Here is a 23,125-nt window from a genome sequence, read left to right on the forward strand (position 1 = left end):
CGCTGGCAGGGTCGTCCGGGGTCAGTCGGCGGCGTCCGCGATCCAGGAGCCGTGGATCATGGCCGGGACGCGGCGCGGAAGAAGGACCGTGGCGACCGGCGGCAGGGACAGGTCCGAGGCGTCGAGGACGAGGAGGCGCGAGCTGTCGGAGTTGAGGTCGCTCACGACGGTCAGGAGTAGCCGGCGTCCTCGTCGGTGGCGTCCTCGGCCGGTGCGAAGACGGCCTCGCTGGGGAGTTGGCAGTTGCCGACGGGAAGCGACTGGCGGCCTTGGGTGCGTCGGTCGTACGTGACGAGGGTGTGGTTGCCGATGCCCTGGTCGTCGGGGAAGGACAGGGCGTACTGGTAGCGGTGTTCGCGTCCGGTGTAAGCCTCGTTGATGGTCGGGAACTCCACAGTCAGGTCGTCGACGGTCTCTTCGCGGACAGTCTCCGGCTGCGAGGTCGACCGTCCAGCGTCGCGCACGTGACTGCGGGGTGCGCTCGGCTCCCCGGCCGGGGGCGCCGGTCCACCAGTTCCAGGAGCGCTGCCAGCCGTTGCGGCCCACGGCCGGGCCCTCGACCGACGATCAGCCCGAGGGCGTCTTCGTAGGCGTTGGCCAAGTGCATCGCGTACCCCGGTGCGATGTAGAACCAGCGGACCTTCGACGCGCCGCCCGTACCGCGCGGCAGGACGCCGATTCGGCGCTTGAGCGCCGCGCTCGCACCGGGCACCTCCTGGCTGTCGAGGACCTGGCCGTCGGGGGAGGCGACGTGGTGGATCAGGTACGGCGGGAAGGGCGAGGAGGCGAAGAAGTGCAGCTCGCCGGTGACCGGGTCCTGCTTGGGGTGAGCGGTCATGGGCGGAGGTGAGCTTGCCGTCGAAGTCGAAGGCGCCGACGGTCTCCAGCTCGGGGGTCAGCTCGAAGGGCGGGGCGGACTCGCACAGGGCGAGGAGGCGACCGCCGTGTTCGAAGACGTGGGTGCCGACGGTGCTGGCGGTCAGGTCGGGGCCGTCCTCGGTCATGGGCGGGGTGCGGGCCCAGCCGGCGGGCCAGGCGCCGGGCTGGAGCGGAACCGAGCATGTTGGCGGCCGCGAGCGGGAGTTGTGCCAGGCCGGCGGCCAAGGGGCCGGCACCGAGCACCTGTTGCTGAAGCAGCGGGAGGAAGAAGAACAGCCCGACCCACACGGCGCCGAGCAGGGCCATCAGGAGATTGGCCGGGCGACGAGCCCCTGGGCCGACAGCCGGGGCGGCAACAGCGGGGCCGGGTCGCATCGTTCGGCTCGCAGGAAGAGCAGGAGCAACAAGCCGACGGCGAGCAGCGGCCCGAGGACGAGCGGGTCGGCCCAGCCGGAAGTGCGGGCGGTGGTCAGAGCGTGGACGAGGGCGACGAACACAGCGGTGACCGGCAGCGCGCCGAACACGTCGATACGCGGACCGCCGGGGCCGCCGCGTGGACCACCGGAATCGGCGGGGACCAGGCGGAGGGCGGCGACCAGGGCGAGGACCGCCCCGAACACGCAGACGTGGAAGATCCAGGGCCACCCGAACGCCCCGGTCAGCAGACCGGCGAACAACACCCCGGCCGCACCGTCGGCCCCCGAGACCGCGCCCCACAGCCCCAGGGCACGGACACGTCCGCCGCCGACCGGGAAGATCCGGACGACCAGGGCCAGTGCGGCGGGTGCCACCGCGGCAGCACCCACGCCCTGGGCTGCGCGGGCGCCGATCAGCAACGAGGCAGAGCCGGCCAGCCCGGCGGCCACCGAGGCGGCGGCGAACAGGACCAGCCCGGCGACGAGGACACGGCGGGCACCGGCCATATCGGCGGCCCGGCCATCGAGGAGCAGCAGCGCCCCGAAGGCGAGGCCGTGGGCGGTGACGACCCAGGACATCCCCGTGCCGGACAGACCGACGCCGTCCCGCAGGTGCAGCAGAGCGACGTTGACGACGGACGTGCTCAGTACGACCACGAACTGAGCTCCGGCCAGAGCCGCGAGTGCAGTGCCCGGCGGGGCCGGCGCGGGACTCCTGCCCCAGGCCCGTACCGGCCTCTCCCCCGTCCGTCCGCGATGGTCCCCACGTCAGCTAGAGCGGTCACATCTGGTGACGGGCGGAGCCGGGCCGGTCAGCGACGGCTACGTCCCACCCATGGCCGAACACATCGCCGTGGGCGGCGATCGACCGGGACTGCCGGACGCGGACATGCGCATCGGGTACGTGAGGCCGGGCGGATCCGGCGTAGGTTCGGTTCTCAGCACCCCGCCGCACGAGTGGCGGCCCCGCTGCGGGTGGCTGTGCGCAGCAGGAGCAGGGCGATGTCGTCGCCGCGGTGCTGCCGCCGCTTGGCGTGCCGAACCACATCGTCGGCCAGCGATTCCAGCGGCCGGTCTCCACCACGGGACAGCAGACCGGCAAGGTCGAAAATGGCCTCCTCCAGATCCACATCGAGGTACTCGACCAGCCCGTCGGTGTAGAGAGCCAGTACACAGCCGACCGGCATGGGCACGCTGACCATGCGGTACTCCGCTTCGCGGTCGATGCCGAGGAGCATCCCCCCTGCCGCTTCCAGCGTTCTTACCTGTCCGTCCGGGCCGCGGAGCAGTGCCGGCGGGTGTCCAGCTGTGGAGAGCCCGGCTCGGCGGCGGCCCAGATCAAGGCTGAGGTACAAGCAGCTGGCGAAGAGTCCTGCGTCCAGGTCGGTGAGCAGGCGGTTGGTGCGGGCCAGGACCTCGGCCGGGGCCGCTCCGGCGGTGGCGTACGCCCGGATCGCGGTCCGCACCTGGCCCATCAGGGCCGCGGCGGTGACGTTGTGGCCCTGCACATCTCCGATGACGGCGCCGACGACAGCTTCGTCGAGGCGGATGAGGTCGTAGAAGTCGCCACCGACGTCCATGCCTTGGGTGGCCGGGATGTAGCGTGCCGCCGCTTCCAGGCCAGGTATCGCGGGCAGCTTCCGCGGCAGCAGTCCGGACTGCAGTCCGCGCGCCAGCCGGTGCTTGGAGTCATAGAGGCCGGCTCGGTCGAGAGCTTGTGCCAGCAGGCCCCCCAGGGAGGTCAGGACGGCCCGTTCGTCGGTCGTGAAGGGGTGCGGCTCGGCAAAGGTCAGGACGCAGGTGCCGACCGGGCGTCCCGAGGCTGTCAGGGGCAGGAACGCACAGGCCCCCATCCTGTCGGTCCAACCTGCTGCCTCGGGGAAGGCTTGCCGGAGCTGCTCGCTGGTGGGAAAGAGGACGGGCACGCCTGTGGCCAGAACCCGCGCGGCTGGGGAAGCGGACGTCAGGGGCAGGCCGTCGAACAAGTCGATCACCTCGGCCGGACAGCCGCGGTGCCCGGCGGCCCGCAGCCTGCCGGCCTCCACCGTCAACAGCGCCATGGCTCGGCCGCCGAAGGCTGGGGTGATCTGTCCTGCGAGCAGCTCAACCAGGTCGTCGACGCCCACTGCCTCCGTCAGCACCCCGGCCAGGTGCATCAGGTGGTAGAGCGCGGTGACGGGAGGAGCGGCCGGCGGAACCGCCGCGGTGCCCGTCCGTCCTGGCTCCGCAGTGGCTGGAGTGATGCGCACGCTGGTACCTGTGACATCGGGGTAGAGCTCGAAGCTGAGCCACAGGTCGGGTGGGCGCAGCACGGTGAAGGATGTGGGCTGCCGGACGAGCAGAGCGGCCCAGTAGCTGTCCTCGTAGAACGGCTGCCGCAGCCACGGCAGGGCGCTCCACACGAGCGCGCCGTGGAGCTTCTCGGTCGGTTCGCCCAGCAACTCGGCCGCGGTTGAGCTCACGAAGGTGATGCGGCCCTGCGGGTCCAGGGCACAGAGTCCCTCGGGAAGCCGTGTTATCAGCCCGGTCAGGGAGGCCGCGCCGTTGGCGCTTGCGCCGGGCACGCTCACGACGCGTGGTTCCCCCTCGTACCGCACGGGTCTGCCCTCGATGGCCGCCTGTTCCAGCGTCATGGCCAGCCGTTCCGCGGCGGTGGTCAGGCTGTCGCGTTCGGCGCCGGACAGCTCTTCCGGATGGGAAGCGGCCCACCCGAGTGACATCGTGCCGTAGCAGGTGCCGTGCGCGACTACCGGGGCCACTGCCATGGCGAAGGCATACGGGTAGTCGAGTGCGATGCGGGGATAGCGGCGCACCATGTCGTCCTGACCACTGATCCAGATGAGCTTCCGTCGGCGTACCGCCTCCGGGCTGGGTGAGGGTGTGGCCAGCCCGACGCGGTACCACGGTGCCAGGACGTCTTTGGGCACTCCTGCCAGCACGGCCAGGTACAGCACCTGCTCCTCGGGGGGCAGAAGGTAGATCATGCCTGCGTAGGCGTCGGTCTCCACCATCGCCCGGAGGAGCGGCGCCTCCCATCCGGTGGCCTCTGTGCCCATCGTCGTCTGCCGGTCACGGTCCGAGCCCGAGAGTGGGATGGCCCCGACGTGTCGTGCGGGTCGCGGAGGCCTGCTGGTAGTCGTCCCGCGGGTCGGGGATCCCGCACCAGGCACCATCCTGGCACCGTCCGCCCGGGACGGCAGCGCGAGGGCGACACCCGCCTGCTCCGTCGGTCGCAGAAGCCCTCCGCCGTGGCCCGCGCCGTGCCTGTGGGCCCGTGCGGTGACCGCGTCGAGGTCGTCGACCGGGCGAAACACCTCGGCGATGCTCTGGCGTCCCCGGGCTGTCGCAGCCGTGCGAGGAGACGCCGCCCGCACCGACGGACAAACCCTCACCGCCGAGAACACCGTCATCCACGCGGGCCGCCGCATCGCCACCGCCGAAGGCAGGGTGCTCGACGAGGAGGGCAAACTGATCGCCCATGCCACCACGACCCGCGTGATCTTTTGGCTTGCCGGGGCAGCACGCGCCTGCGCGCCGTAGCGCGGTGCGCAGGCTCGATGCGCACCCCGAGCCGCTCCGCCGGTTCGACGGCGTCCCGGGTCGGTGTGCAGACCTCGACCGGGCCGCTGGAGTCCTCGCTCACCAGGCCGTGATAGACGGCGAAGACCGGCCGGTGTAGGGCCGTCTGGCCAATGGAGGCCGGAAGGCTCGCATCCGATGATCTGCCCGAGATCGCGACCGAGGCGCCTGACCGCCCGTCGCAGCAGGGCGGCCAGAGGGGGCATGCTCCCCTGTCGTGCGAAGCGTTGAAAGTGATGCCGGTCGGGCTGTCGGATGTCTGCTCGCCGAGAGAGTAGATCCTGGAGCGGGGCTGTCGTGTCACCGCTTCCAGCATATGAGCCGACGCCCCCTGCACGGCACCCGGACGAGGCGTCCGGGTGCCCTGGTAAGCCTTGTCCGCCCAGCACTTCACGTCGGCCTCGCCGGGGTGCGGGGGTTACATCCCGCCCGGTTCCGTGGGCTACGGCACTCGTCGGCTCTCAGCGCGGGCAGCCGTGGGCTGCCGCACGCTCATGGCTTCGGCGGTCGGGGGAAGGCGCGGCGGTAGTCGGTCGGGGAGATGCCGATGTGCTTGAGGAAGTGGTGGCGGAAGTTGTTCGCCGTGCCGAGGCCGCTCAGTTGCGCGACCCGTTCGACCGTCAGGTCCGTCGACTCCAACAGGCTCTGGGCCTTGACGAGCCGTTGGTTGAGCAGCCACCGGAGGGGCGTCGTCCCGGTGGCCTGTCGCAGTCGTCGGTAGAAGGTGCGCGGGCTCACGGCGGCTCGGTCGGCCAGGTCCTCGATCGTCAGCGGCTGGTCGAGACGCGTCTGCGCCCACTCCAGCACGGCTGCCAGCCCCTCGTCGTCGGTGGCGGGCACGGACAGGTCGATGAACTGCGCCTGGCCGCCGGGGCGATGGGCGGGCACCACCATGCGGCGGGCCAGCTGGTTGGCGACATGCGCGCCGAGGTCGCGGCGGACCAGGTGCAGGCACAGGTCGAGTCCGGCGGTCATACCGGCGCTGGTGAGCACGTCACCGTCGTCGACGTAGAGCACGGAGTCGTCCACCCGCACCTTCGGGTAGCGCTCGGCGAGTTGGGCGGTGTGCATCCAGTGAGCGGTGGCGCGGCGGCCGTCGAGCAGTCCCGCCTCGGCCAGTGCGAACGCGCCGGTGCACAGGGACACCATCCGGGCGCCGGCCTCGTACGCCCGGCGCAGCGCCTCGATCAGCCGCGGCGGCAGCGGGACCCCCTGCTCGACACAGGAGTCCGGCACCGACGGGACGATGACGGTGTCGGCGCCGACCAGGTGCTCCAGTCCGTACGCGGTGCGCAGGCCGAAGCCCGGCCCGGCATGCGGTGCGCCCGGCGAGTCCGTCGGCCGGTCGCCGGTGCCGCAGAGGCGAAGGTCGTACCACGGGTCGGCGAGATCGGGCTGCGGTCTGCCGAACACCGTGGCTGCGATGCTCAGCTCGTACAGGTCCCAGGACGCGACCTCGAGGTCCTCGGTCACCACCAAGGCGACGGATCCAGCGCTCATGTCCGCCCATCATAGGTCCGCGAACTGGCACGATTTTGGTGGGAGTCGTCACCGGTGTCACTGGTGGGGGCGGACCCGCCCTGCGAGTCTCGGACGCAGATGATCAACCGTTCAAGGAGAACTGACATGACGTCCGACCCGCAGCCGGTGACCATCCTCGGGCTGGGAAACATGGGCACCGCGCTGGCCGCCGCCCTGCTGGACCGCGGCCATCCGGTGACGGTGTGGAACCGATCGCCGCAGAAGGCCGCACCGATGACCGACCGGGGCGCCCGCCTGGCCACGACACCCGCGGAGGCGATCTCGGCGAGCCCGCTCGTCATCCCCTGCGTCCTCGACTACGACGCGTTGTACGGACTCCTCGACGGAGCCACCGACTCCCTCACCGGCCGCGCGGTCGTCAATCTCACGTCCGGCAGCCCCGAACAGGCGCACGAGGCGCTGGCGTGGTTCCGCTCGCACGGTGCCGGCTACCTCGACGGTGCGATCATGACCACTCCGCCGGGCGTCGGGAACCCCGAGGTGATGCTTCTGTACAGCGGCCCGCGCGACGTGTTCGACGCTCACCGCCACACCCTGGCAGCCCTGGGCGACCCCGTGTACCTCGATGCCGACCCGGCCCTGGCGTCCCTCCACGACGCCGCCCTGCTGGGCCTGATGTGGGCCACCATGACGGGTTGGCTGCACGGCGCCGCGCTACTCGGCACGGAGAAGGTCCCGGCCACCGCGTTCACTCCCGTCGCGATGCGCTGGCTGAGCACGGTGAGCAACTTCCTCACCCGGTACGCCGAGCAGGTGGACACCGGCCGGTACCCGGGCGACGACGCCACCGTGGACGTACAGATCGCGGCCATCGACCACCTCCTCCACGCCTCTGCGGCCCGCGGCCTGAACACCGCGCTCCCTGGCTTGCTGAAGTCCCATATGGAACGGGCCAGGGCCGCCGGGCATGGCGCGGACAGCTTCGCGAGCGTCATCAGCGTGCTCACCGAGGCGGAAGGGAGCTGAACAGCGTCACCGAACGGACCAGCGCCCGGTCATCCGGCGCGGCCTCAAGGCCGCGCCGGATGACCGGGCGGGCCGGGCTCGCCTCCGATCGGGGACCCCGCGGTGCAGCCGCCGGGAGGCCATCGATTCGCACGCGGTCGTCGATCAGGCCATCGGTGTCTTGATCGCCAGGCAGTTCGCCGCCGTGCAGAGGCGCTAGAGCGAGATCGTTGCGCCCACTTGTGCACCAGTGCGCCGAGCCACTCGCCTCGAGCTGTAGCTCCGACAGAACGACCGCTGCATGCAGTCGTGCTGCCGCGAGCCGCGCCGCTTCCATGGGGATGTACCAAACGGGTCTGTGCCACCACCCTTGACGCATCTCATTCCCAGGCTGGGAGCGCAGCCGCGTGCGTCACGGGTCGCGCATCACAGCGGCACCCCCTGCCGCGCTGGGCCGTACCACTGCCCTCCCTGGACGGGTCCAGATCGAGGACAACGACGACAACCGGCGATGCCACGTCGTCGACCCGCAGCCTGAGCCGGCGGCCGAGCTGCTGACCACGGCCTACGCGGACAGCAGCCGGGCAGCAGACACACGGGGGACCATCCGCGCCGCCGAGAACATCGAGCAGGTCGCCGGCGCGCTGGCCCGGGCCGACCAGCGGGAAACGGCCGAGACCCTCGCCGCCGGACTGGTCAGGACGCCGTCATCGAGCGGGTCGCTGCTGCGCCCTACACCTCTGGAGGGTGACGTAGCAGGATTGCAGCGCGCGACTCGACGCTGTCGCTGCTCGTGCCGGGCCATGTCGAGGGCCGGACTCGTCCCGAGCCGAGGGCGGATCGCACCGGCGTACCCGACCACGCCGTCCCTCGATCGCTGGAATCGTGTGCCCGGGAGCGGTCGGGACGTGGTCACAGGAGAGGGCCGATGAGTGACTGGTCTTCGAGTCCGGGCAGGCCCGGGACCCCTTCGTTGTTCTCTCCGCAGGTGATCTCGTCGCGCGGGGTGTAGTGGGTGCGGAACGGCTCGCGCTTAACTTCGCGCCCGTTGTCGTGGAAGACCCGTTCCACGGTGACGTCGAAGCCCTCGAGCGGCGTCTGCGGCACGCACTTGTCAGCGGTGCTCACCCGGCTCTCAGGCTGTCGCACATTGGTGCGCGGCCCCTTGACGGACGTGATCTCGTCGTACTTCTTCGTGCCCAGAAACGAGACGGTCACCGAGGTGTCGGTGGACCGGGCCTGGATGTAGATGGCCTTGCCGGAGTCATTGGTGAACCTCAGATCCAGGCTGCCCCAGGCGACCGTCGCCTCGCGGCCCTCGGGATAGCGCTCGATGTAGAAGGAGTGGGCGCCGTACTCGACGGGCTTGACGCCGGCGAAGAACATCGCGTTGAACACGGTGGTCGCGACGGCGGACACACCGCCGCCGGGCGCCTTGGCGTACTGGTCGTCGCGGATCATGACGCCCTCGACGAAGCCGTTGGCCTCGGTGCGCTCGCCGACGGTCCGGTTGAAGCTCCAGGTCTCGTTCGGCTTGACAACGGAGCCGTTGATGAGCTCCACGGCCCGGCCGATGTTCTTCGTGCGGTAGGCCGCCGGTTCGAAGTGCACGGTGAAGGAGGACATCTTCTCCGTCAGCCCCAGACGCGCCGCGTTCTCGCGGGTGACCTCCGGCTGGATCTGCTGCGTGGCCACCTCACCGGTCCGGGCGGCGCCCGGCTTGGTGAGCAGGGGCAGGACGGCCTTGCCCAGGGCCTTGTCAGTGACCTTCACGCCCGGCTCGGCGTCTTCGGTCACCACTGCCTTGTCGCCCGCGACCCCGAGCCGGGCGTTGCGGGGTGCGGTGGGCAGATGGTTCAGGGCGCCGGTCACCGCCGGGGCGGTGCGCAGGCCCTTGCTGTCGAGCTTCGGCGTGAGCCTGCCGGAGTCGTCCGGCCGCATCGTCAGGTGCTCGCTCAGCACGGCCGGGGTGAGCGTGAACCGTTTGCCGCCCGCGGTGAGCGTGACCGGGGCCGACATCGCAGGCTGTGCGAACTCGCGCACCGCCCGCCGGACCTCTTCGGCAGTGACCTCAGGCGTGGTGCGATGCGCGGGCAGCACCGTGACCGACTTCTGCGCGCCGCGCAGGAAGGCGGTGCGCAGGGCGTCCACCGAGGCGTCCACGTCCAGCGCGTACCCGGTGCGTGCGGCTGTCTGCTCGACACGGCCGTCCTTAAAGGAGACGGCGCCCTCGCGGACCTTCTCGTCGAGCTTCTTCCCCAGCTTCCCGAGGGCGGCGCGGGCCTTGTCCTCATCGACGTGCACGACCGGCTCGATGGCATCGCCCGAGCGGAACAGCCCGCCGATCACCGTGACCGGATCGACGCCGGTGGACGCCGCCCGGTCAAGGGTCTCGGGGATGTCGAAGGTGAGTCCCGCCTGCCGCGAATCGACCGTGCCCGTGCGGTCGCCGACCTTGACGGCAAGCGTCCGCGGGCCGGCCTGCGCCAGATGCCGCTCCAGCTTCCGGCCGGCCTCCTCACGGGTCAGACCTCCGATGTCCACACCGCGGACCGTCGTGCCCGCTTCGATCCCGCCACCGGTGATCAGCAGCCCTGCCAGGTACAGGCCGCCGACGCCGACGGCCAGCGCGCCGCCTGCCAGCGCGGCTGGCGGGAGGGGGGCGGTTCGGCGGACGGTGGGTATCCGGGGGCGCATTGATCTCCTGAACGGTCGATGTGTCGGGCTGGTGGGGGACCCGGTGCTGCAGCCAATACGGGCGAGAAACGTCGGCCAGGCTAGGCACAACCGGGAGCAAAATGGTGTATCCCAGGTCACTTCAGGCGCTGATCGGACGCCGCAGTGACGAGCGCAACGACGCACCGCACCAAGGCGCCGACCCTCGCTGAACTTCTTTCATCCTGGAAAGTCGCAGGCCATAGGGTGTGCACAGCCTGGATGACAGTGCCGATGCGGCGGGTGGAGCATGTGGATCGCCGGAGGATCCGCCAGGACTTCAGCTGCGCGAAGGCGCGTCCGCCCGGAGCCCTCAGCCGGGCATGGTCCCGATTCACTGCTGGTGATGCCTGGACTGCTCACGGTGGTTCTTGTCCGGGGTGCGGACGGTGGCGCCGACGCCCTGGTAGGCGCGGTCCGCGAGGATGCGGACATGGCGGGTCAGGCAGGCCTGGATGATGCCCTGGGCGCGGGCCGATGAGGTCGTGGGTCCGGCCCGGTGTCGCTCGGGAGAACCACAGCGGTGTGCGGTCCGGCCGGGCGATGACCTGCACGCTCATTCCCATGTTGCTCGTACTTCGGCGAGGAGTAAGGCTCGTCCGCGGCGCATGCGGTCGGCGGCGATCAGGGTGCCGTCCACGATCAACGTCCAGGGTCTCCTCGACGTAGCGCCAGGCCGTCGCGTTCGAGACTTGGAACCGACTTCGGGCGTAGATCAGCCAGGAGACATGCTCGACCGACTCACACGAGACGTCCAGCACGGAAGGATACGGAACCAACAGAGCCCTCGGCCTGTCGGCAGTGCCGAGGGCCACGGCGGAGAGCCCTTGCAGGGCCCGCCGTCGCGAGGCATGTTCCTCGGCGGAAACGCGCGCCAGCCGTGCCCAGGTGGCGGCGCCCATGACGAGGTGGTAGGCGCGCGCTACATGAGGGCATTCTCCGCCATCGCCCCCTGAGAGCGTCACGGGACTACAGCAGCTCGGCTCGCCTGGTGGTGGTCAGCTGCAGACGCGTCGTCTGCAGCTAGCGGAGGTTCTTCCTCGAAGTCCTGACAGCCGTATGCGGCTGTCCGCCCACATCTCCCTCGCACGCCACTCCCCCGGTCAGGGACGACACATAATCCGGTCCCAATCGACGGTGATCTTGACCTCGTCCCGAGCTCTCCGGCGGACATGCGGTAGGACAGAGTTGTGGTCTCACATCGTGTGTCCTTCCTGGCTCCCCTGGATCGACACCGAAAGCCAAGTCGTGGAAGCTGCGCATCATTCGATCACCGGTCATGGGCGGCCCCCTGACCGCCTGTACTGACAGCCCGGTTGCCCGCCGGTCCACACTCCCGCCGTCTGCCAGGAAGCAGGGGAGGTGTCGGTGCTGCACCGCATTCCCACGCTTCGTATCCCCCCTTCAGGCTGCTCACCCGCGTGGCGTCGTGTTCCCTGACGTCACGCAGGTGAGCATGTGCGGACCCAGCCCCCTTCCGCATGAGGCGGTGCGATGCCCGACCGTGCCGACCGTGGCCGCCCCGAGGACGTCACCCCGACGGGAATCCTGAGGTGGCAGCCGCCGGAGCAGTGGCTGTTCAGCGGCATCTACGGTCTGGTGCTGGCCAGCGCCATGGTGTCCGCGCTGGACCCGGCGGGGGACGAGGCCGATCCGGGTGCGGACGCGCTGTGGGTACTGCTCACCGCGCTGGCGTCCGGTGCCGCCCATGGGTATGCGCATGTGATCGCCCTTCGCGCGTCCGCCGGCGGGAGAGCCACCCCCCAGAAGACTGCGGTCGGTGCTCGCCGAGTGGCCCTTGGTGGCGGCCGTGCTGCCCACGGTCGCCATACTGCTGGCCGCGGTGGCCGGCTGGTGGGCGGAGGCCGCGGCGGTGGACGCGGCCCTGCTCTTCAACACCGTCGCCCTGTTCGCCCTGGGCACGCTGGCCGCCCGCACCGCCGGGTACGGATGGCCGTCCTCGTGCCGGGCAGGGGGCCTGGACATGCTGATCGGCCTGGTGATCATCGTCGCGAATGCTCTGATCCACTAACCGAGCTGTTCCTGGCAGCCGTGCAGCCCTCCGTGGTTGCGCCACCAGGCCACCTTCCCGTCGGGGCCGCGCACGAAGTCGGAGCGGGAACCGACAGGCTTTCCGTCGGGGCCGAGGTCCAGTGTGAAGTCCTTCCGGTAGAAGGCGGCACCGTCACTGACGGACCGACGGCTGGTCGGTCCGGCAGCGTATTCGTGCCGCCGCGGGCCGTGGAACCTGGCATAGCCGGCGAAAGCGATCGGCATGGGGCTCCATGCGCCCACGACGAATGCTCCGCCATACGTCACGATGACCTGATGCCGGTGGGAGCGTTGGAGAATCTCGTGCATGAATACGCCCCCGACCGCCGGGGGCGAGGCCGTCGCAGGCCCTGACCCGGCTGGCGAACGATGACTACCTCGCGTTGATCAGCCATGCCGCCAGCATCACATGTCACATGCCGAGACCGCGCTCGTTCTCGCAATGGGGCGGTCCGCACTGTCGTGGGCGGCGAGCTGCGCGCGTGGCTGGCCAGGGAACGGCGGCCTGGCCGTCGGATCCGGGCCGGGTGTCGCCGGGTGGACTCAGGCGCTCGGTGACGTGGTGGTCGGAGACCGTCGTCGGTGTGGCGGCCCAACGGTCCACGGGGATATTGAGTGCCTTGCGCCAATCACCGCGGGCGCACTGTAGTCGCTGCCGGGGATCGCGAAGACGGCTTCGCGGGTCGTTGCCGTCGGCCGGCCGTCCCGGCTGGCAGGGAGCCTGCAGCCGAAGCAAACGGCCGAGATCGCCGTGCCGGGTTCTCCCGGTGTCGGGGCAGCCGCGGCACAGGAGCCGGACCTGTCGCCTGGAATCCCCGCAGCCGTCGGTCAGCGGTCGGCGTGGACCCCAATCTCTCGTGCCAGCGCCACCCAGCGCTCCGCCACACCCCTGACGGTCGGATACCTGTTCAGGAACTCTTCATCGGTGAGCGACATCTCGCACGTGCCGGTCACCGTGCGCGCGGGCGAGCTGCCGGAGGGGGGCAGGTCCCAGGTGCGGTTCTCGTTCGACATCAGGCCTCCAGTTGCTGGGCAGCGCCTGGTCCGTGGGGAGCCGTGAGGCGCCGTGACACCGCCTGCGGGAGCGATACGGGCGGAGTCGGAGCGTCAGCCCGCCGGGGGGGGCGGACGCCGCGTGACAGCATGCACCGGGAACCAGCCATCTGGATAGATGGCTGGCTGGAAAAGGGTGGAACGGCTCGAGCCGTCCCACGCCCCGCGAGCGCAGCGGGCACGGGCTGCGAGACATCCCGTTCCGTGCGCGCCTGCGTAAGACGAGATGAGCGCTGATCGAGGCCACGAACTGCTCGCGCACTCCCCCACTGGGGACGTGTCCACTCGCGCGGTCAGTGAGGCCGCAGGGGCAAGCAGCCCGTCTTGTACGGACTGTTCGGAGACTCGAGCCGCGAAATCCCTCGCTCGGCCGAGCTGGCTGTCATTCCGGCTTCCGACCAGCGCATTCCCGTCGGGCAGAAAGGCCCCGGCGCCCGGGCGGTGCAAGACAGGCCGCCGCTGCGGGCGTTCATCCAGCTCCCGGTCCCCGTCGCCACGGGAGTCGCCTCCTGCCGCCGATGCGCACCCGTCGGCGAACCGAACTCGCCTCCGATCTGCGGGAGTCATGAGCCACCGGAAGGGTGTTCCCTCCCGCATGCGCTCCGTGCGACCCGGCAGGCAGTCCGTCCCCGGGGGAGGAGCCGTGGGCCCGCGGATTCCGGGGGATCGCCCCGCAGATGTCGGTCCCGGCGACGAAGCAGGGCACACCGGACTTCCGCCGCCGTGCGTCCAGCCGACCGTCTCCCAGCGGGAGAACCGTTCTACCGGCACGGTACTGAGGACGTTCCCCGTCTTCTCCGGCGTCCCACTCGGACCTGTCCCGGGTATGTGTCCCGGCCCCGTGGGCGTTCGTCCCACGCGTCAGCCGGACACTCGCCCGTCGTGCGCAGTGGCCCTTGCCCGTCGAAACGCTGCGAGCCGCTGGCCTAGATTCGGCACCGGCGGCCGACGGGAGATAACCGATGCGACAGGAGCAGGTTCGCTGAAATCCGTCGAATTCCGCAGCGGCAACTCCCCCGTTGACAATGAAGGGCATCGGATGAAACGCGTGCACCGGACACAGGTGAAGGCCGAAATCGTACGGGAGCCGGGTGCGAAAGAAACGACCCACCGCAAGCTCATCGACACACCGGACGGTGCCGACCGGTTCGTCCTCACGGAGTTCGAGGTCGCGCCGAACGGTTCCACCCCGCCCCACTTCCACGAGTGGGAGCACGAAATCTACGTGATCGAGGGCTCCATGGGCCTCGTCATGCCCGACCAGGGCCGCACCGAGCAGGTCGGCCCCGGCGACGCCATCTTCATCCCGCGCAACGAGCCGCACGGCTTCGTCACCGGACCCGACCAGACCTGCCGGTTCCTGGTCGTCGCCCCCACCGAGCGGCCCCCGGTGCGCAACGTGTTCCTCTCCGAGGACCCCTACGAGTACACCCAACTGCCCGAGTACACCAGCCTCCTGGAGGGCAAGTGACCACCACGGCGCCTACGCGGGAGGACTCCTCCCGGGTCCACTCCATCCTGACCGCCTACCTTCAGTCGAAGGCGGTGTTCACCGCCCTCCACCTGGGCGTCTTCGAAGCCCTGGACAAGGCCCCGCGCACGGTGGAGGACCTGGCCGGCGAACTCGGCCTCAGCCCGCGCCCCACCAGGGCACTCCTCGTCGCGCTCAAGGGCCTGGACCTCGTGCACGCCGAGAACGGCACGTACCGCAACAGCGAGGAGGCCGACACCTTCCTGGTCGCGGGACGGCCCGACTACATGGGCGGCTTCGCCGAGCACCAGGACTCCCACTTCGGCCACTTCGCCCGGCTCGACGAGGCCGTACGCTCCAACGCCTCGCTCAACCAGCGGGTGCTGAAGAAGGGCTACAGCGACCAGGGCGCCGCGGCCGGAGAGGGCCGCGAGGGCACCGGCCGGCTCATCCAGGCCATGCGGGTCAGCTCCCGCCTACAGGCGGACAGGCTGGCCGACGCCGCGCCCCTGGACGACGTGCGCCACATCATCGACCTGGGCTGCGGCTCCGGTGACTACTCCATCGCGCTCGCCAAGCGCCACCCAGGGCTGCGCATCACCTCCCTCGACTACCCCGCCGTCACCGACCTGGCCCGCGCCAACGTGGCGGAGGCCGGGTTCAAGGACCGGATCGAGGTCGTGCCCGCCGACATCATGGAGGACACCTGGCCCGAGAGCGACGCCGTCCTGCTCTCCCACGTCCTCGACGGTTACGGTCCCGAGCGCGCCGCGCACCTGGTGCAGCGGATTCACGATCACCTTCCCGACGGCGGACGGTTGTTGGTGCACTCCCACATGCCGTCGCTCGCCTCCGGGCTCTTCCCCTCCATGTTCGGGCTGATCCTGCTGGTCAACACCGAGGAGGGCGAGGTCCGGGACGTCGACGAGATCCGCTCCTGGGTGGACGCCGCCGGGTTCCGGGATGTGGAGACCGGCAACGTGTCGGCGCTGTCCGGGCTGCTCGTCGCGACGAGGGGCTCCGGGTGACGGACACGTCCCCGCCGCCGGCCTCCGTCGCCACGGCCCTCGCCCGTTACACCGAACTACCCGACCCCGCACCGCTGCTGGCCCTGAACTTCGGTTTCGCCGGGGCGAGGGCACTGGGCGCGGCCATGGACCTGGGCGTGTTCACCGCCCTGGCCGAGGCGCCGCGCACCACGGCGCGGCTCGCCGGCGACCTGAGCTGCGATGCGCGGATACTGGGCGAACTGCTCGAGGCCCTCGAAGACTTCGGGCTGGTATCGGGTGCCGACGGAGCGGGCTGGGCACCGACAGAGCTGGCGCGCGCGTACCTGGTGAAGGGAGCCCCGGGCTACCTCGGGGACCACTTCGACGAGGTGCTCGCGCAGTGGGACCGCTGGAGCACGCTCACATCCCTCGCGCGCTCCGGTGACCGTGGCGGCGACCTCGGGGACCCGGCCGGGCGCGGGCGGCACCGGGGCATGTTCGCCGGCGCCTTCCCGCTCGCTGTACGGACCGCGGCCGACGTGGTCGCGGTCCTGGAGCTGGGCAGCGCGGGCCGGGTCCTGGACTTCACCTGCGGCAGCGGGGAGTGGGGCATCGCGCTGGCCGGCACCGACCCTCGGGCACGGGTGACCGCACACGACGATCCCGCCTTGCTCGCCGTGGCCCGCGAGCGCGCCACGGAGTTCGGGGTCGCCGAAAGGTTCCGTTTCGTACCGGCCGACTTCGCGGACACGCCGTTCGCGGAGGGTGAGTTCGACACCGTCGTCATGGCGCACGCGGGCCGGTTCGCCGGCCGGCGGACCGCCGCCCGGCTCATCCGGGAGTGCGCGCGGGTGCTGCGGCCGGGCGGCACGCTGCTGCTGGCCGACATCGTGCGGACGCTTCCCGGGCAGGCCCCGCTCGGGCGTCCGATGCTCGCGCTCAGCCTCCTGGTGAACACCGAGAACGGCGGCCTGCCCGAGGCCGACGAATACCGCGCCCTCATGGCCGAAGCCGGGATCGCGGTGAAGGAATGCGTCACTCGCGGGCTGGTAACGGCCCTGACGGGAGAAAGGCAATAACCATGCGAGAAGTGGTCGTCACCGGGCTCGGAGTGGTCAGCCCGGCGGGAATAGGAAAGGACGCCTTCTGGGACACGGTCTCGGCGGGCAGGAGCGTCACCAAACCGCTTTCCGACATCACCAGTTCCGCCCTGTTCAAGGAATTCACGTTCCTTTCGGACGCCGTGGCGGAAGTACCCGGCTTCGAGGAGCAGATACCCTACCTGCCACCCGAGGGGCAACGGCTGGACAGGTATGTGCAGTTCGCCCTCGCGGCCGCCGCCCAGGCCATGCGGGACGCCGGTCTCGAGGCCGGTGGTCACGCGGCGGACCGTACCGGCATCTCGCTGTCCACCGCGATCTGCGGCACGCCCAAGATGGAAGAGGAGTTCCTCGCCGTCACGGATGAGGGTCGCAAGCCCATCGACCCGACGAAGGCGGGCCGCGACCTGTACCTCGCCTCCATGTCGAACACCCCGGGCACGGTTCTGTCCGCCTTGTTCGGGGCGCAGGGTCCGTGCGTCACCCTGTCCACCGGATGCATCGGCGGCATCGACGCGGTCGGCCATGCCTTCGAGACCATCGCCCACGGAGACGCGGACGTGATGATCGCCGGCGCCACCGAGGCACCGATCACGCCCGTCACCGTGGCCTCCTTCGAGATCATCAACTGCCTCTCGCGCGCTCACAAGGACCGGCCCGAGGCCGCTTCCCGCCCCTACGACGACGAGCGCGACGGCTTCGTGCTCGGTGAGGGCTGCGGTGTCCTGGTGCTGGAGGAGCGGGAACACGCACGCGCCCGTGGAGCAACGCCGTACCTGCGGATAGACGGCTTCTCCCACACCTCCAACGCCATCCACATGACCGACTTGCTGTCCGACGGCGCCGATCTGACCCGGGCCATGACCCAGGCTGTCGAGCGTGCCGGACTGAGCCCCGACGACATCGACCACGTCAGCTCGCACGGCAGTTCGACTCGGCAGAACGACACCTGCGAGACCAGCGCGCTCAAACTCGCCCTGGGCCCGCGCGCCCGCCAGGTCCCGGTGAATTCGGCCAAGTCCATGCTGGGCCACGCGCTGGCCGCGGCCAGCGCGATGGAGCTCGTGCTGTGCGCCCTGGCCTGCACCCACCGCTTCGTGCACCCCACCGCCAACTACGAGACCCGCGACGCGACGTGCGACCTCGACTACGTGCCGGGCACGGGCCGGCCCTGGGACGGCGAGGTCATCCTCAAGGACGCCAGTGGTTTCGCCGGCCTGCACGCGGCCCTGGTCGCCAGCGCGGTCCGGGAAGGAGGCCGGCGATGAGTGTCGTCGTCACCGGAATCGGCGCGGTCACCCCGGCCGGCACGGGCCTCGACCCCCTGTGGGAGGGGGCTCGGGAGGGGGTCGCGCACGTCACCGCCATCGACCGGTTCGACGCCTCGGCGTACGCCTGCCCGGCCGCGGGGCAGGCCGGCTTCGACGCCGACGCCGAACTGCCGTCCCGGTTCGTCAAGCGCACCGACCGCTTCACCCACCTGGCCGTCCACGCCGTGCGCCAGGCCCTCGACGAGGCCGGCGTCGCCGTCGGCACGGACGTGACCCCCGAGCGCACCGGCGTCATGGTCGGCAACATCCTCGGCGGCTGGGAGTTCGCCGAACGCGAGCTGCGCAACCTGTGGACCGACGGCCCGCGGGCGGTCAGCCCCTACCAGGCGACCGCTTGGTTCCCCGCCGCTCCCCAGGGCAACATCTGCATCGACCAGGGCATCAAGGGCCCTGCCCGAACCTTCGTGGCCGACCGCGCGAGCGGCGCGTACGCCCTCATCGGCGGGGCCGAGGCACTGCTGCGCGACCGCGCCGACGTCGTCATCGCGGGCGGTGTCGAGGCGCCGCTGTCCCCGTACGGCTGGCTGTGCCTGGAGACCAGCGGGCTGGGCGCCAAGGCCCGCGGCACCCTTGCCGCGGACGAGCTGTACCGCCCCTTCGACGCCGGACACGGCGGCAGTGTCTTCGGAGAAGGCGCGGTGTTCCTGATCCTGGAGCGGCGCGAGCACGCCGAACGCCGGGGCGCGACGATCCTCGGCGAACTGGCCGGCTGGGGCGTGAGCACCGACGGCTACATGCCGTACTACACCGTAGAACCGACAGGCCGGATCCTCGGCCGGGCCATGCGCGCCGCGGCCGACCGGGCCGGCGTCCCGGGAGAGGACCTGGGAGCGGTTTTCGCTCACGGCTCCGCGATCCCCTTCGAGGACGTCACCGAGGGCTACGCGCTGCACGAGGCCTTCGGGCCGGCCGCGGCGCGGCTGCCGGTCACTGTGCCCAAGTCCGGGTTCGGGCATCTGCTCGGCGCCGCCGCACCCGCCGACGTGGCGCTGGCGCTGCGGGGCATGCAGGAGGAGACAGTCCCGGCCACTGTGAACCTCGACCGTCCGGCGCCTGGCATCGACCTGGACCTGGTGCGCGGCGAGGCCCGGCCCGCCCCCGGGTGGGAGCACACGCTGGTGGTCTCGCGCGGTCTGGGAGGTGTCAACGCGTGTCTGATGCTGAGGCGTTGACCAGGCCGACGGTTCCCGGTGCAGCGGCGGTGCGGGCGGTGGGCATCGACGTGGTCGGCATCGGCCGGCTGCGCACGATGCTGGAGCGTCGCGGGCAGCCGCTGCTCGACCGGCTGCTCACCCCGGCCGAACAGGCCCTGTGCCAGGGGGCATCGGCGCGCCACCGCGCCGCCTGCCTGGCCGGCCGGGTGGCGGCCAAGGAAGCCGTGCGCAAGACCCTCGGCGGTCACGGCGAGGGCTGCGGGTGGCGGGACGTGGAGATCGGCCGGGAACCGTCCGGGGCGCCGGTACCCCGGCTGACCGGGCGGGCAGCACGGGCGTTCCGGAGTGCCGGGCTCAGCCGCCTGCATCTGAGCATCACCCACGAGGCCGGCGTCGCCGTGGCCATCGCCGTGGCCGTGTGAGACGCGGCGAGAGCGAGTGAAGGAGTCAGTGAGTCAAATGAACGTTCGGGAAGAAGTGATCGGCGTCCTGAGTGGCGTCGGGTTCGACGCCGAGGAACTCGAGGACGGCAGGCACCTCAACCGCGACCTCGAGATCGACTCCACCGAGCTGGTGGAGATCGTCGTCGCCCTGGAACAGCACTTCGGAATCGACATCAGCGCCGATGCCGAGGGCGGGTTCACCACCGTCGGCGACCTCGTGGCCTGCGTGACGCGCCTGCTCCCGGCCACCGCGGGAAGGGGATGAGACCGTGCCGCGCATCGAGAACAGCATCGTCATCGAGGCCGACGCCCGGCATGTCTTCGACGTCACCAACGACATCGCCCGCTGGTCGGAGATCTTCGACGAGTACAGCCACGCCAAGCTCCTCTCCCAGGAGCGCGAGGGCCGCTGGAGCGAGATCGTCTTCGAGCTCACCAACGCCGAGGGCGCGAGCTGGCGTTCCTGGCGCATCCTGGACCATCGCGAACTCGTCGCGGTCGCCGAGCGGCGTGATCCGCTGTACCCGTTCCGGTACATGCACCTGAGGTGGACCTATCAGCCGGCACCGAAGGGCACGCTGATGACCTGGGTCCAGGACTTCGAACTCGACGAGAAGTTCGAGACACCACTGGAAACCGTTCTGGAACGGATGAACGTCCACACCCGCCAGAACCAGGCCGGCATCAAGCAGAAGATCGAGTCAGGGGCTGTACGGCCGTGACCCGGCGCCTGTTCACGTCGGAATCGGTGACCGAAGGGCACCCCGACAAGATCGCCGACCAGATCAGCGACGCGGTCCTGGATGCTCTGCTCGCCCGGGACCCCAACGCCCGCGTGGCCGTGGAGACCCTTGTGACCACCGGTCAGGTGCACATCGCCGGCGAGGTGTCCAGCCGCGCCGGGGTCGACGTCGCCGCCGTGGCCCGGGAACGGATCCTCGCCATCGGCTACGACTCCTCCGCCAAGGGCTTCGACGGTGCGAGCTGCGGAGTGAGCGTCTCGCTCGGCCGGCAGTCACCCGACATCGACCGAGGCGTGTCGGACGCCTACGAGGCCCGGATCGAAGGACACGCGGACGCACTCGACCGCATCGGCGCAGGCGACCAAGGGCTGATGTTCGGCTTCGCCTGCGCCGAGACGCCGGAACTGATGCCGCTGCCCATCACCCTCGCCCACCGACTGGCCGCCCGTCTCGCCGCGGTCCGCCGCACCGGCGTCCTGCCCTATCTGAGGCCCGACGGCAAAACCCAGGTCACCGTGGAGTACGACGGCGACCGTCCGGTCCGGCTGGACACGGTCGTCCTCTCCAGCCAGCACGCTCGCGACGTCGACCTCAGCACGCTCCTCGCCCCGGATCTGCGCACCCACGTCCTCGACCCCGAACTCGCCGCGCTGACCGGCGTGCTGGACGTCTCCGGGGTGCGGCTGCTGGTCAATCCGACCGGCCGCTTCGAGATCGGCGGCCCCATGGGCGATGCGGGTGTCACCGGCCGGAAGATCATCGTCGACACCTACGGCGGCATGGCCCGCCACGGCGGCGGCGCCTTCTCCGGCAAGGACCCCTCCAAGGTCGACCGCTCGGCGGCGTACGCGATGCGCTGGGTCGCCAAGAACGTGGTGGCGGCCGGCCTGGCCTCACGTTGCGAGGTGCAGGTCGCCTACGCCATCGGCACCGCCCGCCCCGTCGGCCTGTTCACGGAGTGCTTCGGCACCGAGACCGTGCCGGTCGCCACCGTTCAGCGTGCCGTCACCGAGGTGTTCGACCTGCGTCCTGGGGCCCTGGTGCGCGATCTGGACCTGCTGCGCCCGATCTACTCCCGGACCGCTGCCTACGGGCACTTCGGCCGCACCGGACCGGAGTTCACCTGGGAGGCCACCGACCGGGCCGACAAACTCCGGCAGGCCGCTGGGATCTGACCCGCACCGCCGCAATCCCTCAGGAGGCTCCAGGGTGCGTATCGCCGTCACCGGGTCCATCGCGGTGGACCATCTCATGTTCTTCCCAGGCCGCTTCACCGAACAACTGGTTCCCGACCGGCTGCACAGCGTGTCCCTCTCGTTCCTGTGCGACCGGCTGGAGATCCGGCGCGGCGGGGTCGCCGCCAACATCGCTCTGGGTCTGGGCCGCCTGGGCCTGACACCTCTTCTGGTGGGAGCGGTCGGACCCGACTTCACCGACTACCAGGTGTGGCTGAAGCAGCACGGCGTCGACACCGACTCCGTGCTGGTCGTGCCCGGCGGGCACACGGCACGGTTCGTCTGCACGACCGACGACGACCACAACCAGATCGGCGCCTTCCACCCCGGGGCCATGCGGGCGGCCTGCACCATCTCGCTGCGCGAGGTGGCCGAACGGGCCGGGCCGCTCGGCCTCGTGGTCGTCTCGCCGAACGACCCGGCGGCCATGCTCCGGCACACCGAGGAATGCCGTACCGCCGCACTGCCGTTCGTCGCCGACCCCTCACAGCAGCTCGCCCGCCTGAATCGCACGGACACACAGTTCCTGCTCACGGGCGCCCGCTGGCTGTTCACCAACGAGTACGAGTCGGCACTGCTCCAGGAGAGCACCGGCTGGACCGCCCGGCGCATCCTGGACCGGGTCGGGGCCTGGGTGACCACACTCGGCGCCGACGGGGTGCTCATCGAGCGTTCCGGCCACGAGCCGCTCCTGGTACCCGCGGTCCCCGACGTCGAAGCCGTCGAACCGACCGGCGCAGGCGACGCGCTGCGCGCCGGGATGCTCGCCGCGGTCGCCCGGGGCGCCCCGACCGAGGCGGCGGCCCGGCTGGGCTGCGTCCTTGCCTCCTTCGCCCTGGAGTCGGCCGGCACCCAGGAGTACACGGTGGGGGCCCGTTCTCTCACGGCCCGGTTGTGCAGCGCCTACGGGGAACGTGCCGTGACCGCACTCGCCCCAGTGCTAGGGAGCATGCCGTGAAGCGAGGTCGGACACTGCGCGCCGAGCCCCTGCTGATCCCCCTCGTGGTGGCCGGTGCGGTCCCCACAGCGCTCGGCCTGTGGCTGCCGGGACCCCCGCCGCCGGGCACGGACGGGCTCCGCGTGGCCGCCGGGCTCGTCCTGGTCCTGCTCGGCGCCTGGATGACCGCGGACGCCGTGGACCGCGTCTATCTGCGCCAGCCCACCCCTCTCGGCGACCGCCCGCCCGAGCGGCTGGTCCGGTCGGGCTGGTACGGGGTGATCAGGAACCCCATGGCTGCCGGGATGACCCTGCTCCTGACCGGTGAGGCGCTGCTGTGGTCCGCGACGGCCGTCCTGGTGTGGGCCGCGTTCGTCCTGGCCGTGTCCTGCGTGACCACCGTCCGGTTCGAGGAGCCGGGACTCAGGGCGGCTTTCGGAGAGCAGTACGCCGCCTACCGGCGCGCCGTGCCTGGCTGGATCCCCGGCACCGCGAGCACCACCGGCCGCCGGGCCGCGCACGCACCGAGTGAGGAGTAGCC

General features: G+C 70.8%; 20 protein-coding genes and 4 pseudogenes. 14 read left to right on the top strand and 10 right to left on the bottom strand.

The features are described 5' to 3' along the window. Positions 1 to 21 precede the first annotated feature (21 nt). The 5 genes and pseudogenes from N4P33_RS02935 to N4P33_RS02955 all read right to left on the bottom strand — a co-directional run bounded on the left by N4P33_RS02935 (position 22) and on the right by N4P33_RS02955 (position 4,351). Positions 22 to 464 (bottom strand): annotated as a pseudogene (locus tag N4P33_RS02935) (carotenoid oxygenase family protein). Further along, a complete protein-coding gene (locus N4P33_RS02940; RefSeq protein ID WP_260824550.1) occupies positions 398 to 838 on the bottom strand; it encodes a carotenoid oxygenase family protein in 441 nt (146 codons plus the stop codon). Before N4P33_RS02940 ends, N4P33_RS02935 begins: the two are co-directional and overlap by 67 nt. Positions 839 to 896: 58 nt before the next feature. Further along, positions 897 to 1,004, bottom strand: a pseudogene (locus N4P33_RS02945) (hypothetical protein); the annotation flags it as partial. A 180-nt stretch (positions 1,005 to 1,184) separates the two neighbouring features. Then, complete coding sequence (locus N4P33_RS02950) at positions 1,185 to 1,952, bottom strand: MFS transporter (protein ID WP_260824551.1); 768 nt, start codon at positions 1,950 to 1,952, stop codon at positions 1,185 to 1,187. A 281-nt stretch (positions 1,953 to 2,233) separates the two neighbouring features. After that, positions 2,234 to 4,351 carry a SpoIIE family protein phosphatase gene (locus N4P33_RS02955; RefSeq protein ID WP_260824552.1) on the bottom strand — a complete coding sequence of 706 codons (2,118 nt, stop codon included), beginning with the start codon at positions 4,349 to 4,351 and terminating at the stop codon, positions 2,234 to 2,236. Positions 4,352 to 4,646: 295 nt separating this feature from the next. Between N4P33_RS02955 and N4P33_RS02960 the strand changes: the two genes are divergently transcribed. Beyond that, on the top strand, positions 4,647 to 4,835 hold the full coding sequence (locus tag N4P33_RS02960) for a PaaI family thioesterase (protein ID WP_260824553.1): 189 nt from the start codon (positions 4,647 to 4,649) through the stop codon (positions 4,833 to 4,835). A 531-nt stretch (positions 4,836 to 5,366) separates the two neighbouring features. Here N4P33_RS02960 and N4P33_RS02965 read toward each other — a convergent pair. Continuing rightward, positions 5,367 to 6,374 (bottom strand): GlxA family transcriptional regulator, encoded by a 1,008-nt coding sequence (locus N4P33_RS02965; protein WP_260824554.1) that lies wholly within the window; start codon positions 6,372 to 6,374, stop codon positions 5,367 to 5,369. A 126-nt stretch (positions 6,375 to 6,500) separates the two neighbouring features. Between N4P33_RS02965 and N4P33_RS02970 the strand changes: the two genes are divergently transcribed. After that, positions 6,501 to 7,382, top strand: coding sequence for an NAD(P)-dependent oxidoreductase (locus tag N4P33_RS02970; protein WP_260824555.1), 882 nt, complete (start codon positions 6,501 to 6,503; stop codon positions 7,380 to 7,382). A gap of 891 nt (positions 7,383 to 8,273) precedes the next feature. On the opposite strand, the gene N4P33_RS02975 is transcribed toward N4P33_RS02970, so the two are convergent. Both N4P33_RS02975 and N4P33_RS02980 read right to left on the bottom strand, forming a co-directional pair. Then, entirely contained in the window at positions 8,274 to 10,058 is a 1,785-nt protein-coding gene (locus tag N4P33_RS02975) for a VanW family protein (RefSeq protein ID WP_260824556.1), read from the bottom strand. 221 nt (positions 10,059 to 10,279) lie between these two features. Then, positions 10,280 to 10,891 (bottom strand): annotated as a pseudogene (locus N4P33_RS02980) (transposase family protein); the annotation flags it as partial. Between the two features lie 679 nt (positions 10,892 to 11,570). On the opposite strand from N4P33_RS02980, the pseudogene N4P33_RS02985 reads away from it, so the two are divergent. Further along, positions 11,571 to 12,108: pseudogene (locus N4P33_RS02985) on the top strand (hypothetical protein). Here the strand turns inward: N4P33_RS02985 and N4P33_RS02990 are convergent. Both N4P33_RS02990 and N4P33_RS02995 read right to left on the bottom strand, forming a co-directional pair. Next, the gene (locus tag N4P33_RS02990; protein WP_260824557.1) at positions 12,105 to 12,353 is read right to left on the bottom strand and encodes a hypothetical protein; all 249 of its coding nucleotides are present in this window, start codon (positions 12,351 to 12,353) and stop codon (positions 12,105 to 12,107) included. The pseudogene N4P33_RS02985 and the gene N4P33_RS02990 sit on opposite strands and share 4 nt — an antisense overlap. A 603-nt stretch (positions 12,354 to 12,956) precedes the next feature. After that, entirely contained in the window at positions 12,957 to 13,142 is a 186-nt protein-coding gene (locus tag N4P33_RS02995; protein WP_260824558.1) for a hypothetical protein, read from the bottom strand. A gap of 1,102 nt (positions 13,143 to 14,244) precedes the next feature. Here N4P33_RS02995 and N4P33_RS03000 point away from each other — a divergent pair. Genes N4P33_RS03000 through N4P33_RS03050 form a run of 11 tightly spaced genes read left to right on the top strand, consistent with a single transcriptional unit; the run spans position 14,245 to position 23,123 of the window. Then, complete coding sequence (locus tag N4P33_RS03000; protein ID WP_260824559.1) at positions 14,245 to 14,652, top strand: cupin domain-containing protein; 408 nt, start codon at positions 14,245 to 14,247, stop codon at positions 14,650 to 14,652. Beyond that, on the top strand, positions 14,649 to 15,680 hold the full coding sequence (locus tag N4P33_RS03005; protein WP_260824560.1) for a methyltransferase: 1,032 nt from the start codon (positions 14,649 to 14,651) through the stop codon (positions 15,678 to 15,680). The genes N4P33_RS03000 and N4P33_RS03005 overlap by 4 nt, the downstream gene beginning before the upstream one ends. Further along, positions 15,677 to 16,720: a class I SAM-dependent methyltransferase gene (locus tag N4P33_RS03010; RefSeq protein WP_260824561.1), complete on the top strand. Its 1,044-nt coding sequence runs from the start codon at positions 15,677 to 15,679 to the stop codon at positions 16,718 to 16,720. Before N4P33_RS03005 ends, N4P33_RS03010 begins: the two co-directional genes overlap by 4 nt. 2 nt (positions 16,721 to 16,722) lie before the next feature. Then, positions 16,723 to 18,009 carry a beta-ketoacyl-[acyl-carrier-protein] synthase family protein gene (locus tag N4P33_RS03015; protein ID WP_260824562.1) on the top strand — a complete coding sequence of 429 codons (1,287 nt, stop codon included), beginning with the start codon at positions 16,723 to 16,725 and terminating at the stop codon, positions 18,007 to 18,009. Then, positions 18,006 to 19,244, top strand: a complete 1,239-nt coding sequence (locus N4P33_RS03020; RefSeq protein WP_260824563.1) for a beta-ketoacyl synthase — start codon at positions 18,006 to 18,008, stop codon at positions 19,242 to 19,244. The genes N4P33_RS03015 and N4P33_RS03020 overlap by 4 nt, the downstream gene beginning before the upstream one ends. Then, positions 19,241 to 19,648 (top strand): holo-ACP synthase, encoded by a 408-nt coding sequence (acpS, locus tag N4P33_RS03025; RefSeq protein WP_260824564.1) that lies wholly within the window; start codon positions 19,241 to 19,243, stop codon positions 19,646 to 19,648. The genes N4P33_RS03020 and acpS overlap by 4 nt, the downstream gene beginning before the upstream one ends. A gap of 37 nt (positions 19,649 to 19,685) precedes the next feature. Continuing rightward, on the top strand, positions 19,686 to 19,934 hold the full coding sequence (locus N4P33_RS03030; RefSeq protein ID WP_260824565.1) for an acyl carrier protein: 249 nt from the start codon (positions 19,686 to 19,688) through the stop codon (positions 19,932 to 19,934). 4 nt (positions 19,935 to 19,938) lie between these two features. Beyond that, a complete protein-coding gene (locus tag N4P33_RS03035; RefSeq protein ID WP_260824566.1) occupies positions 19,939 to 20,391 on the top strand; it encodes an SRPBCC family protein in 453 nt (150 codons plus the stop codon). Next, positions 20,388 to 21,587: a methionine adenosyltransferase gene (gene metK, locus N4P33_RS03040; RefSeq protein WP_260824567.1), complete on the top strand. Its 1,200-nt coding sequence runs from the start codon at positions 20,388 to 20,390 to the stop codon at positions 21,585 to 21,587. Before N4P33_RS03035 ends, metK begins: the two co-directional genes overlap by 4 nt. Positions 21,588 to 21,621: 34 nt before the next feature. Beyond that, positions 21,622 to 22,605, top strand: coding sequence for a carbohydrate kinase family protein (locus tag N4P33_RS03045; RefSeq protein ID WP_260824568.1), 984 nt, complete (start codon positions 21,622 to 21,624; stop codon positions 22,603 to 22,605). Further along, positions 22,602 to 23,123 carry an isoprenylcysteine carboxylmethyltransferase family protein gene (locus tag N4P33_RS03050; protein WP_260824569.1) on the top strand — a complete coding sequence of 174 codons (522 nt, stop codon included), beginning with the start codon at positions 22,602 to 22,604 and terminating at the stop codon, positions 23,121 to 23,123. Before N4P33_RS03045 ends, N4P33_RS03050 begins: the two co-directional genes overlap by 4 nt. Positions 23,124 to 23,125 lie beyond the last annotated feature (2 nt).

The organism is Streptomyces sp. 15-116A (genome assembly GCF_025290915.1).
GTDB lineage: Bacteria > Actinomycetota > Actinomycetes > Streptomycetales > Streptomycetaceae > Streptomyces.

What these genes read in the sequence shown, in the direction of transcription:
- N4P33_RS02940 (WP_260824550.1), bottom strand. Translation starts at nt 838, where the DNA reads ATGACCGCTCACCCCAAGCAGGACCCGGTCACCGGCGAGCTGCACTTC.
- N4P33_RS02955 (WP_260824552.1), bottom strand. Translation starts at nt 4,351, where the DNA reads ATGGGCACAGAGGCCACCGGATGGGAGGCGCCGCTCCTCCGGGCGATG.
- N4P33_RS02965 (WP_260824554.1), bottom strand. Translation starts at nt 6,374, where the DNA reads ATGAGCGCTGGATCCGTCGCCTTGGTGGTGACCGAGGACCTCGAGGTC.
- N4P33_RS02970 (WP_260824555.1), top strand. Translation starts at nt 6,501, where the DNA reads ATGACGTCCGACCCGCAGCCGGTGACCATCCTCGGGCTGGGAAACATG.
- N4P33_RS02975 (WP_260824556.1), bottom strand. Translation starts at nt 10,058, where the DNA reads ATGCGCCCCCGGATACCCACCGTCCGCCGAACCGCCCCCCTCCCGCCA.
- N4P33_RS02990 (WP_260824557.1), bottom strand. Translation starts at nt 12,353, where the DNA reads ATGCCGATCGCTTTCGCCGGCTATGCCAGGTTCCACGGCCCGCGGCGG.
- N4P33_RS02995 (WP_260824558.1), bottom strand. Translation starts at nt 13,142, where the DNA reads ATGTCGAACGAGAACCGCACCTGGGACCTGCCCCCCTCCGGCAGCTCG.
- N4P33_RS03015 (WP_260824562.1), top strand. Translation starts at nt 16,723, where the DNA reads ATGCGAGAAGTGGTCGTCACCGGGCTCGGAGTGGTCAGCCCGGCGGGA.
- N4P33_RS03020 (WP_260824563.1), top strand. Translation starts at nt 18,006, where the DNA reads ATGAGTGTCGTCGTCACCGGAATCGGCGCGGTCACCCCGGCCGGCACG.
- N4P33_RS03030 (WP_260824565.1), top strand. Translation starts at nt 19,686, where the DNA reads ATGAACGTTCGGGAAGAAGTGATCGGCGTCCTGAGTGGCGTCGGGTTC.